This window comes from Coleofasciculus sp., from assembly GCF_046539235.1.
Lineage (GTDB): Bacteria > Cyanobacteriota > Cyanobacteriia > Cyanobacteriales > Coleofasciculaceae > Coleofasciculus.
The window spans coordinates 1-11,287 of the sequence record NZ_JBKHHI010000212.1 but is presented as its reverse complement, the minus strand read 5'-3'; the positions used below and the strand labels follow the sequence as shown (position 1 = coordinate 11,287).

Genomic DNA, 11,287 nt, shown 5'->3' with positions numbered 1-11,287 from the left:
CGTAGTAGGCACTTTAGTGCCATCATGGTTCGTAGTAGGCACTTTAGTGCCATCATGGTTCGTAGTAGGCACTTTAGTGCCATCAGCGCTAAAGCGCTGACTACAAACGCCCGATTCAGTGACACCCATTGTAGGTTCCTTATTGATTATCCCTTGTCCCTTATTTTTGACGAATGAATCTTGACTAATCACCCTTGACAAATCTCCCCAAATTAAATCGGGTTGGACTAATGCTAAAACGTACTGCCATTCCTGTGGTGTCCAATTGGGATTGCCCAAAAACACTGAACAATCGGCAGCAATAGCGGCACTAAATGCAGCAAGAAATCGCCAAGGGTTAGATTCAGTCAGAATAATATTAGGAACGGTTTGACTTGGAAATAAGTTAGAAAATTGATCAAATAATTTCTGATTTATTTCTTGGAATTTATTATTGTCAAAACCAATTAACCAATCATTATTTCGCTGTTTTATATCAATTAAAATAGAATTCATTTCCTTAAACCCACCCCAACAAAAAATTAGGGCGGGTTTCGCACTATAGTTAGGGTAAAAAACCACAATTAATCCCTAAACCCGCCCCGACAAATACCCTTACCCCCTATCTCCTACCTTGCATAATTAACCTTACACCCGTGCTAGGCGCTAGGGTTACACCCCGTCGCTTAGGGCGCTCAGGTTGCTGCTGTGCCAGAATTAGCTGATACTGAGAGACAATTTTGGCGAGGACTAATTTCATCTCAAAGAATGCCAAAGCTTCACCAATACAGCGACGTACCCCACCACCGAAAGGGAAAAACTCATAGGGCGAAAATTTGCGTTCTAAAAAGCGTTCTGGTTTAAATTGATCAGATTCTGGATATAAATCCTGGCGATGATGGGTTAAATAAATGCAGCCATAAACTCGGGTTCCCGGTTGTAGCTGATATCCCATCAGTTCAACAGGTTCTTTCACTGCTCTCGGTACAGTTAAGACAGCCACAGGATAAATCCGCAAGCTTTCCTGGCACAAGGCTGTGAGATAAGATAAACGAGCAATGTCCACAGGGTCTGCTTGTTGACCGAGAGAGTCCAATTCTTGCAACAGCTTATTTTGCACGTCAGGCGAGCGATAAACCCAATACAGCGCCCACGCGATCGCAGTAGCGGTAGTTTCGTGACCGGCTAATAATAAAGTAAACAACTCATCATGCAATTCTTCATCTGTCATGGGTTTACCTTCTTCATCCTGTGCCGATAACAGTAGGGTGAGAATATCTGAACCCGAAAAGTCTTTCTGTTGACGGCGCTCTCGAATTTCCGCATAGAGTAGCTGACTAATTTGCTGCTTTAAGCGACTGAATGCACGCCAAGGCGTCCAATCTTTTTGCAACACTGGGAAAAAGAGTAATCCTGATGTGAAGGGAGATTTAAATAGCTCCATCAGGCTAGCAATTAGTCCCTTCAGTTGATTAAAACGCTCTGGATCATGAATACCAAAGACAGCATTTAAGATAACCTCTAGAGAGATTTCTTGAACCAGGGAACGAGCAACAAAGGTTTGACCTGGACGCACCTGTTGCATTACCTTATCCGTTAGGTCACAGATAAGTTGCCCATAAGTTCGGATGCGTTCGCCGTGGAATGGTGGCATTAGGAGTTTGCGTTCCCGACGATGATGATCGCCTTTTAGCACAAATATTGAATGATCTCCAACAATTGGCTGCAAAAGCCTATCTGGAGGAGCTGTAAATTGCTTGGTATCGTTGGTGAAAATCTGTTGTAGGGCTTGAGGATGACTGACAAACAACATACAGGAATGATTGCCAATAACAGGAGCATTGAAAATATCACCATATTGTTGTCCTGCTGCATCCATGTAATCCAGCGGCTTAGTAATCCACTGAATTTTTTGCCACCATTTGGGGGCTTTGGGTCCTTCGGGTTGTTTAGTTTTGACTTGAATCATAAGCTGTTGAGCCGTTGAATTTTGATTATAAATTTCTCAAAGGGAATAGAGAATAGGCAACAGGCAATAGGGAATACAGAATTGAAACGCACATCCACTTAGACAAACCAGTGATTAACTCCAAACCCAACTGCCCGATGGGGATGAGATAATTCTACAGCTAAATTGAGAACCGCTTGTCTGGCGATCGCACTTTCAAAGACGGAGGAGAATACCACGTCTAGATCATGGGTTTGACAAAATTGTCGCAGTTGTGTAGGAGATCCCGCGATCGCCGCTTTAATCACAAAGATTCCTCGCCATCCCTGCAGGTAACAGGTTTTGAGTTGGTTCAACGTAGCAACGGATTCATCAAGGGCGATCGCTGTTTTATACTGATCTTGGATTGCCCTGATCACATCAAACTCCTGTGGGGGCAAGGGTTGTTCCAGAAACTCGACAATTCCTGCCTGATCTGATACCTTTAACCACTGTTGAGCTTGATGCTGTGTAAGTCCACCATTCGCATCTAAGCGTAATTGAGCCGATGGGGGTAAGATTTGAACCAATTGGTCAAACCACCTCAGTTCCGACTCCATAGAGGTTACACCAATTTTCCATTTAAACGTGCGATCGCCCTGTTGCCAACCTTGCTGCCAAGAGGTTAACGCGGCTTCCCCAGTGGGCAAAAGATAACTGTATTTCAGCGACGAATTGGGTAACAACGAACTTGTTTTTTCCGTTTCAATACGACTCTCTCCCCCATCTTCCCCATTACTTGCGACTAACCCTTCCCACGCTGACTCAAAGCCAAACTGACAGGCGGGAAATTCAGCCGGAATCGAGAAAATATCGGTTGATGTAATCAGAGACGGGAACTGCTGACAAAAGGTTAGGGCTTGTTCTAAGGTTTCAGAACCAAACCAAGGAAGTGGGGCAATTTCTCCCCAACCCACTCGCCCCTTTTCATTCACCAGACGCAGGATAATTCCCTCGCGTACTTTCCAGACACCATGATGAGTAGTGAGAGGATGTCGAAATTGGCGCTGGTAAAGATGAAACTCAAAACGATAAGTCACCGGAAACCTTAAATTTTCAGTAGTCCGCGCAGGCGCCCTACCCCTCCCCAACCTCCTATGCTAGGCTGTGTGGCATTTAAGAGTGATAGAGGAGTGAATGAGAATGGGAGAAATGATCCCAACCTATGAGTTAATGCCCAACATCTGGGAAGTCTCTGGCGGATTAACGGAACGCGCTTGGATAGAAATCGATCGCGCGGCACTTGCCCACAACCTAAACCAATTAAAACAGCTTTTGTCTGCCAAAACCCAACTCATGGCGGTGGTGAAAGCAGACGCATACGGACATGGTGCGATCATGGTTGCCCAAACCGCACTCGCCACAGGCGCTTATGGACTATGTGTCGCCACAGTAGAAGAAGGCATTCAACTGCGAGAAGCGGGAATTGACGCGCCCATCATGATTTTAGGCGCAACCAATACCCCAGAACAAGTGCGTGCGATCGCGCATTGGCATTTACAACCCACTATCTGTACACCCCAACAGGCTTTGGTCTTTTCTGATACCCTAAGTCGTAGTCAAACACCCTTACCTGTCCATCTTAAAGTCGATACTGGGATGTCTCGCTTGGGAATGCCTTGGCAACAAGCCACAGAGTTTGTGCAATTAGTCCAGCGATTACCCCATTTAGAACTAGCTAGTGTCTATTCCCATTTAGCCACAGCAGATAGTCCAGATCCCACGGTGATGAGACTACAGCATCAGCGGTTTGAAGCGGCTATTGCCGAACTTCACGCGGCGAATATCGTCCCACCCTGCTTACACTTAGCTAACTCCGCCGCCACGTTAACTGACCCCGCCTTGCATTACGATTGGGTTCGAGTCGGATTAGCGCTTTATGGACTCTATCCTGCACCACATTTACACCCAAAAGTCAACCTAAAACCCGTCATGCAAGTCAAAACGCGGGTCACTCAAGTAAAAACAATACCTGCGGGGACGGGGGTGAGTTATGGCTATACATTCAGGACACAAAAACAGCTACGTCTAGCGGTAGTGGGTATCGGTTACGCCGATGGCGTTCCCCGGAATCTCTCGAATAAAATGACTGGATTAATTCGGGGTCAACGGGTGTCCCAAATTGGGGCGATTACCATGGATCAACTGATGTTGGATGTGAGTAATATTCCCGATTTACAGGTTGGTGAAATCGTCACCCTAATTGGACGAGACGGGGACAGGCAAATCTCTGCGGATGACTGGGCAATATCGTTAAACACAATATCCTGGGAAATCCTTTGTGGCTTTAAGCACCGACTCCCGCGTGTGGTGATTTAAAAGAACGGGTCTTCCGTAGTTAGTGTGCTACTTAAAGGCTCTTACAAAGGAGATTAGTGGACTATTTATTTCTGATGACTTGAAGCGCAAACTAAAAGAAGAGCTTGGCTGTTAAGCAGGCGACTTAAGACGAATGGCACGCTCCTCATATTCTGGTGGGCAATGCCCACCCTACGGAATATCAAGGGTTTTGGCGCTCCGAAAATGCTTATTTAACTGCCACCGGATCGGGAAAAACATAACGCCTCCCTATCCCATCAAAAACACACCTCAAACCTCCAACCGATCATCGGCATTGTCATCAAAATATGATATTGACCAGTGGCAGAGCGCATTGGCAAAATAATCCTTATCATTAAAGAGACGTATTAACATAACTCAGTATTCAGGCATCGCAACGCCTATCGGTATCAAAAACATCTATGCAAATTTCTCCAGAAAAAGTTGTCGATACCCCCACCCCAACCGTTGAGCAAATGACGCTAGATGTTGGGGGAATGAAATGTGCAGGCTGTGTCAGTGCGGTAGAACGACAGCTAGAACAGCAACCCGGAGTTATTTCCGCCCAGGTCAACTTGGTTACAGAAGTGGCTGTGGTTGAGTATGAAGTCGGTCAGGTTGATCCCGCCACCCTAGCGGAAAAATTAACCGCAACCGGGTTTCCGTCCCAACCCCGTGACTCCCAAGCAGGGGAAACCTCAGAAGAATACCTCACCCCGACTCAACGTCATGAACAAGAGGCAAAGGAACAACTGCGGCAATTAATAATTGCTGGTGTCCTAGTTATTCTCTCGACCATCGGACATATCGGTCATTGGTTGAATGGACCGATGCTACCCGTGTTTAGCACGATCTGGTTTCACTGGGGATTGGCAACCTTAGCCCTGCTAGGACCTGGGCGTCCAATTATCAGCGATGGCTGGCGCGGATTGCGGCATCAAACCCCGAATATGAATACCTTGGTAGGACTGGGAACCTTGGCGGCTTATGGGGCTAGCTGTGCCGCATTATTCTTGCCTCAATTGGGCTGGGAATGCTTCTTTGATGAACCCGTTATGTTACTCGGCTTTATTCTGCTAGGACGTACCTTGGAACAACGGGCAAGGCGTCAAGCATCAGCGGCTTATGAATCATTATTGGCATTGAAACCCAAGGTAGCCCGGTTAATTGGTAAATCCGCCCCCACAGCCACAGAACTGGGGATCGAGATTCCCGTGGAACAAGTTCGCCTGGGTGAGTGGTTGCGGGTTTTGCCGGGAGAAAAAATACCCGTTGATGGCGAAGTGGTGGCGGGTCAGTCGTCGGTGGATGAGTCAATGTTGACGGGGGAACCCTTACCTGTTCTCAAGCAACCTGGTGATCCGGTGACGGCTGGCACGTTGAATCAATCGGGTGCGATCGCGATTCAAGCCACACGCATTGGACAGGAAACCACATTAGCCCAAATTGTCGCCCTGGTGGAAGAGGCGCAAACCCGGAAAGCACCGGTGCAGAATTTAGCCGATCAAGTCGCCGGCTATTTTACTTATGGGGTATTGACAATCGCCACCTTCACCTTCCTGTTTTGGGATCTGGTGGGGACAAAAATCTGGACTCAGGTTCTAGGGGAAGGAGACTCCCTGATCGGTGATTCAACCTCACCCTTACTATTAAGCTTAAAATTAGCGATCGCGGTATTAGTGATCGCCTGTCCCTGTGCCTTGGGATTGGCAACCCCGACAGCGATTCTAGTCGGCACCAGCTTAGGGGCAGAACGGGGCTTACTGATTAAAGGGGGTGACATATTAGAACGAGTCCATCACCTCGATATCATCGTCTTTGACAAAACAGGCACTCTCACCCAAGGAAAACCCACCGTAACCGATTGTCTGTCTATTGAGAAATGGGCAGATGGGGGAGAATTGTCCCAATCAACAATCAACAATCCACAATCAGCACTCCTCCAACTTGCCGCCGCAGCCGAACGAGGCACAACTCATCCCCTCGGAGAAGCGATTTGTACAGCAGCAGCCCAACAAGAGTTACCTCTATTAGCCGCCAAGGATTTTTATACCGAAGCTGGATTAGGAATATCTGCCCTAGTGGACAATCAATCGGTATTACTGGGGAATGAAGATTGGTTACGTCAGCAAGGCGTGACTATTAGTGATACCGCCCTCTCCCAAGCCCAAAACTTAGCGGCTGTGGGGAAAACCGTGGTGTATTTAGCCGTAGATGGAGAATTGGCTGGACTCATCGCCCTAACCGATTTACCCAAACCCGATGCCAAAACCACCGTAGAACAGCTACAGGCGATGGGACTGCGCGTGATGCTGCTAACCGGAGATCAACCGGATGCTGCCGTGACAGTAGCACAACAACTTGCCATTGATCCAGCCAACGTTATGGCAGGTATCCGTCCCGATGGCAAAGCCGCCGCGATCGCCCAACTGCAAACCCAGGGAAACTGCATCGCCATGGTTGGAGATGGAATTAACGATGGTCCAGCCTTAGCCCAAGCTGATGTTGGCATCGCCCTGCAAGCGGGAACAGATGTTGCCCGGGAAACGGCGGGGATTATTCTCATGCAACCTAGCGCTACTAGCCCCCAAGCTGGCGGTTTGCTGGATATTGTCCAGGCGATTAAACTGTCTCGCGCTACCTTTAACAAAATTCGCCAAAATCTCTTCTGGGCATTGGGATATAACACTTTGGGTATTCCCATAGCGGCAGGTGTACTGTTACCTGGATTTGGTATCGCTCTCAATCCGGCTGTAGCTGGCGCACTGATGGCATTTAGTTCAGTGACTGTAGTTAGCAACTCTCTGCTATTGCGTCGAGGTTGGAACTCTGTAGACGAGGTGTAGAGTGTAGAGTGTGGGGTTTGAGGTTTCGGTAAAATACTCATCCTTTATCCCGCATCATCAGGCGAGACTGGGAAAATTCACACCCGTTCGTTCAATGGGTCCTAACCTTTATGTAGTAGAATACAAAGTAATGGTGGTGTCTGGATGATTCTTTTCAAGTCTCGCTTACCAAGCGGCGAAGGCTGGTAAATCTTAGGTTATCACCCGCTTTCCTCCCCGCCCATGTTAAGCATGGACTTTCTGCGGAGCAGGACAAAGTCCGGTATCCAGGGGGAAAGTAGGGTGAACGTGATAGCCAAATTGAGAAAGTTTTATCGGTACGAATTTACAGCCTACTTGTGGGATCTTCTAAACCGGGAGTGTAACGCAGCTATTAAGATCACCAGAGAGGAGTTATTACATAGTCCTCATGATAAAAGCCGGAAGCACTGCCAATTAGCAGAACCCCAAAGGAAGCCTACAGGCTCTCCAGGAGGGTCAGTGTAAAAAAATGTCACAAAATTGTAACATTAGAGTCTATGCCATGATCTGCATTAATGCTTATGATGATTGAATGGGGGGAAGACCAAGTTGAAGGTCGGCAATTCGGTCATTTCTTCTTGATAAGTTAAGGCAAGATTATTAAGCAGTTTGCTAATCTAAGAAAGCATAGACACAGCGACAGTGAATTAACTGCACTCTCTATCCCTATTTTTCGATGTTCAATGCCTGCAAAATCCAATCAAAACCATCTGTTAATTATTGAAGACGAAAAAGGACGCAAGGAATATACCTTGGAGGAACCCGTCTATTCTATAGGCAGAGATCCGGATGTGGATATTCGTTTGTTCTCACAATTTGTATCTCGCCGACACGCCACCTTAGTGCGGCGAGAACGGGAGGACGGCAGTTTCTACTACCGCATTGTCGATGGTAACCTCAAAGGTAAGACCAGCGCCAACGGACTCGTGATTAACGGTCGTAAACTTCAAGCCCACGATCTTGAAGATGAGGACGAAGTCGTCTTCGGTCCTCAAGTTAGTGCCAAATATTACATACTCAAGCGAGACTCTGTTCCCACTGGACCTCCCGATGAGTTTGACATCACCCTGATTAGCCCAAATATGATGGGGGGAGATCCAGAGGACTGGACACCCTGATTATTAGCCCAACTATGATCAGGGAAATCCAGAGGATTGAAACAAAACCAGAGGATGTCAACCAGCAACACTTTCTAAGAGTTGCCAATGGCGGTTTTGGGCAACCGCCTCTTGAACTTCATAAAACTTATCGTGGCAGTGGTTGTCTACCTGTAAGGGCAACTCTTCATTTTTGATCACGAAATTCATGCGAATTTCCTGATCGGTAGCCATCGATTTGTCAATCAAGACTTCCACTGTCACGAGTTTGGCAAAGGCAACATGACCGGGAATTTCCCGTGCCATGATATAGTCTCCCGTGTCATAGATAATGTCGAAATCGCAGGATTGTAAAACCTCAATCAACGATGGCTGAAGGTGATCGGGAGAAACTGCAACCGTAAATGAACAAGTGTAGCGAGCCATATTTAACCCTTGGCGTCAGATAGCTAGATCATTACATAAGATCTACCCAAAGCTTACCCACAAGTGGACATCTCTGGTACTTACTTCCTGCTTCACTCTGGCTGTGACGTCACTTAACCAGTCCACAGGCTAACACCACCTAACTGGCGGCTATCTAAAGTAACCTACCTAGCTGTGGTTTTTGGCTGGATAGGTATACCAATAAAGTATACATACTCTTGACGATAGATTCCATCGGGACAAACATCTGCCCATCTTTCACTTTATTCGAGGACAGGATTTTGGGTAACAATGGCGATAGATGTAATCAGATGAGGCGTGGATAAGGGGAAATGCTGATCGTGTTTGAGGGAGTCGAAGGCAGTGGCAAAACCACCCAAATTCAGCGATCGCGCGATTGGTTCCTCAGTAGTGGCATACTAGACATGCTGGGCAATAGCGGCAAACCCCCACCTGTAATCATCACCCGCGAACCTGGAGGAACCCCCCTCGGCATAAAATTACGTCAACTCTTACTCCAAGAACAATCCTCATCCCTACAACACCGTACCGAACTATTACTCTACGCCGCTGATCGATCGCAGCATGTTGAAGAATTGTTACAGCCTCAGCTCGACGCTGGCGCTATTATTTTATGCGATCGCTACACCGACTCGACGATTGCCTATCAGGGGTATGGACGAGGAATTGACCTCGCCCTGATTGAACAAATCAACCACATCGCCACAGGAGGGCTAGAAAGCGATTTGACCTTATGGTTAGATGTCGATGTCACAATAGGCTTACAACGGGCAAGAGAACGGGGAGTAGCCGATCGCATGGAACAAGCGGAGTTAACCTTTCACCAACGAGTACAGCAGGGTTTTGCCCAATTAGCCTCCCAGCATCCCCAGCGAATTGTCCGGATTGACGCCAATCAAAGCCCTGACGCCGTGCAACGAGACATTCAGGCGGTGTTACGTCAACGGATTCAAATACACGATGTCATGGAAAAATGACAAATGACCAATGACCAATGACCAATGACAATAATCGGACAAAAACAAGCGATCGCACTCTTAGAAGGGGCAATGACAGCCAACCGCATCGCCCCAGCTTATTTGTTTGTCGGTTCTCCTGGAGTCGGGCGGGCTTTAGTCGCCAGGTGGTTCATTGAACGGTTATTTTGTCAAGATATTCCACCCCAGAAGCAACCCTTAGTCCAGAAACGCCTACAACAGGGGAACCACCCAGATCTCCTCTGGGTTGAACCCACCTATCTACACAATGGCATTCGCTTATCCGCCAAAGAAGCAGCGGAAAAAGGACTCAAGCGCAAAACCCCTCCCCAAATCCGCCTGGAACAAATTCGAGAAATTAGCCAATTTTTAGGGCGTTCTCCCCTGGAAGCCTCCCGTCAAATTGTGGTGTTGGAACAGACGGAAACCATGGCAGAATCAGCCGCCAATGGCTTGCTCAAGACGCTAGAAGAACCCGGAAACGCCACATTAATTTTAATCGCTCCCAGTCCCGATGCTTTATTACCCACCTTAGTATCCCGTTGTCAGCGGATTCCCTTTTCTCGATTAGCACAAGACGACATGGCACAGGTACTACAGCAAACAGGTTATGGGCAGATTCTCCAAGAACCCTCGATATTAGCCATTGCCCAAGGAAGTCCCGGGGAAGCGATCGCGGCGTTTGAACAACTCCAAGCCATTCCCCCAGAATTACTGGCAAAGCTGAACCAATTGCCCCACTCATCCCCCATGGCGCTAGAACTTGCCAAGGAAATTGATAAAACCCTTGATCCCCAAGCCCAATTGTGGTTAGTGGATTATTTACAGCATAGCTACTGGCAACACCAACATCATACCCAAATTATTCACCAATTAGAGCAAGCCCGAACCTACTTACTTGGTTATGCTCAACCTCGATTGGTTTGGGAAGTGACATTCTTAGAGTTACAGGGTTGATCAGTGTAGTGGCGTGGCACACCTAAAATAGGGCTTTGTTTGTAGTAAGCACTAAGATTACTCTAACCCATAGCTGGAGAGGGCATTTCTGAAATTTTATCCCTCGAAACAAGCCAAATAAGCTCATGACTCCTAATACCTCTAAAGCAATGAGAGCTGGCTCGGCAATGTTTCTATGAGCGTGAACCAACGAATGGGAAACTTGAGGAAGAGAAACTACCACTTCTTCCGCTTGCTGCTCTGCCCAAAAAACGGGGATCGTAATTAAGGCAATTATAAAAAAACACCAATAACTTGCCCTTTTTAAATCTTCACTATCTTTGGCTAGGGCATAAATGAGCAGGAGTAAGCCAAATATAGCTCCGACGATGGGAAAATGGTTGAAAAGTAGATGGATATTTGTTTATGTCATTTGTTTATGTCATTCAGAGTTCGCTTATTCTAGGTGAGATGTCTACGATTATCTTATCGCGATCGCGCCCTAACCTCTTGTTTAATTCAAGGCAGCCGTAGGGTGGGTTAGACGATGCTGAATTAATCAACAAACCGTTTAATAAACGCGCCGTCATAACCCACCGAGTTATCAGCTTTCTCACCAATCAAAAAAAAATCCGATGAATCTCTTGATTTATGCTGTGATTTCCGGTACTATTTCAT

General features: G+C 47.1%; 8 protein-coding genes and 1 pseudogene. 5 read left to right on the top strand and 4 right to left on the bottom strand.

Annotated elements, in window-relative coordinates; genetic code table 11:
• The 3 genes and pseudogenes from ACLFWI_RS18145 to ACLFWI_RS18135 form a co-directional block, all read right to left on the bottom strand.
• Positions 1 to 495, bottom strand: a pseudogene (locus ACLFWI_RS18145) (hypothetical protein); the annotation flags it as partial.
• 106 nt (positions 496 to 601) lie between these two features.
• Complete coding sequence (locus ACLFWI_RS18140; RefSeq protein WP_446414079.1) at positions 602 to 1,948, bottom strand: cytochrome P450; 1,347 nt, start codon at positions 1,946 to 1,948, stop codon at positions 602 to 604.
• A 98-nt stretch (positions 1,949 to 2,046) separates the two neighbouring features.
• A complete protein-coding gene (locus ACLFWI_RS18135) occupies positions 2,047 to 3,006 on the bottom strand; it encodes an o-succinylbenzoate synthase (RefSeq protein ID WP_446414078.1) in 960 nt (319 codons plus the stop codon).
• A 112-nt stretch (positions 3,007 to 3,118) separates the two neighbouring features.
• Here ACLFWI_RS18135 and alr point away from each other — a divergent pair, with 112 nt between their 5' ends.
• The 3 genes from alr (at position 3,119) to ACLFWI_RS18120 (ending at position 8,270) form a co-directional block, all read left to right on the top strand.
• The gene (gene alr, locus ACLFWI_RS18130; RefSeq protein WP_446414080.1) at positions 3,119 to 4,285 is read left to right on the top strand and encodes an alanine racemase; all 1,167 of its coding nucleotides are present in this window, start codon (positions 3,119 to 3,121) and stop codon (positions 4,283 to 4,285) included.
• A 422-nt stretch (positions 4,286 to 4,707) separates the two neighbouring features.
• Entirely contained in the window at positions 4,708 to 7,131 is a 2,424-nt protein-coding gene (locus tag ACLFWI_RS18125) for a heavy metal translocating P-type ATPase (protein ID WP_446414077.1), read from the top strand.
• Positions 7,132 to 7,835: 704 nt separating this feature from the next.
• Positions 7,836 to 8,270, top strand: a complete 435-nt coding sequence (locus ACLFWI_RS18120) for an FHA domain-containing protein (protein ID WP_446414076.1) — start codon at positions 7,836 to 7,838, stop codon at positions 8,268 to 8,270.
• A 57-nt stretch (positions 8,271 to 8,327) separates the two neighbouring features.
• Here the strand turns inward: ACLFWI_RS18120 and ACLFWI_RS18115 are convergent, their stop codons facing one another.
• Positions 8,328 to 8,675 carry a hypothetical protein gene (locus ACLFWI_RS18115; RefSeq protein WP_006104062.1) on the bottom strand — a complete coding sequence of 116 codons (348 nt, stop codon included), beginning with the start codon at positions 8,673 to 8,675 and terminating at the stop codon, positions 8,328 to 8,330.
• A gap of 332 nt (positions 8,676 to 9,007) precedes the next feature.
• Here ACLFWI_RS18115 and tmk point away from each other — a divergent pair, with 332 nt between their 5' ends.
• Together tmk and holB are read left to right on the top strand one after the other, a co-directional pair.
• Positions 9,008 to 9,673, top strand: coding sequence for a dTMP kinase (gene tmk / locus ACLFWI_RS18110; protein WP_446414075.1), 666 nt, complete (start codon positions 9,008 to 9,010; stop codon positions 9,671 to 9,673).
• A 24-nt stretch (positions 9,674 to 9,697) separates the two neighbouring features.
• On the top strand, positions 9,698 to 10,630 hold the full coding sequence (gene holB / locus ACLFWI_RS18105) for a DNA polymerase III subunit delta' (protein ID WP_446414074.1): 933 nt from the start codon (positions 9,698 to 9,700) through the stop codon (positions 10,628 to 10,630).
• Positions 10,631 to 11,287: the final 657 nt, after the last annotated feature.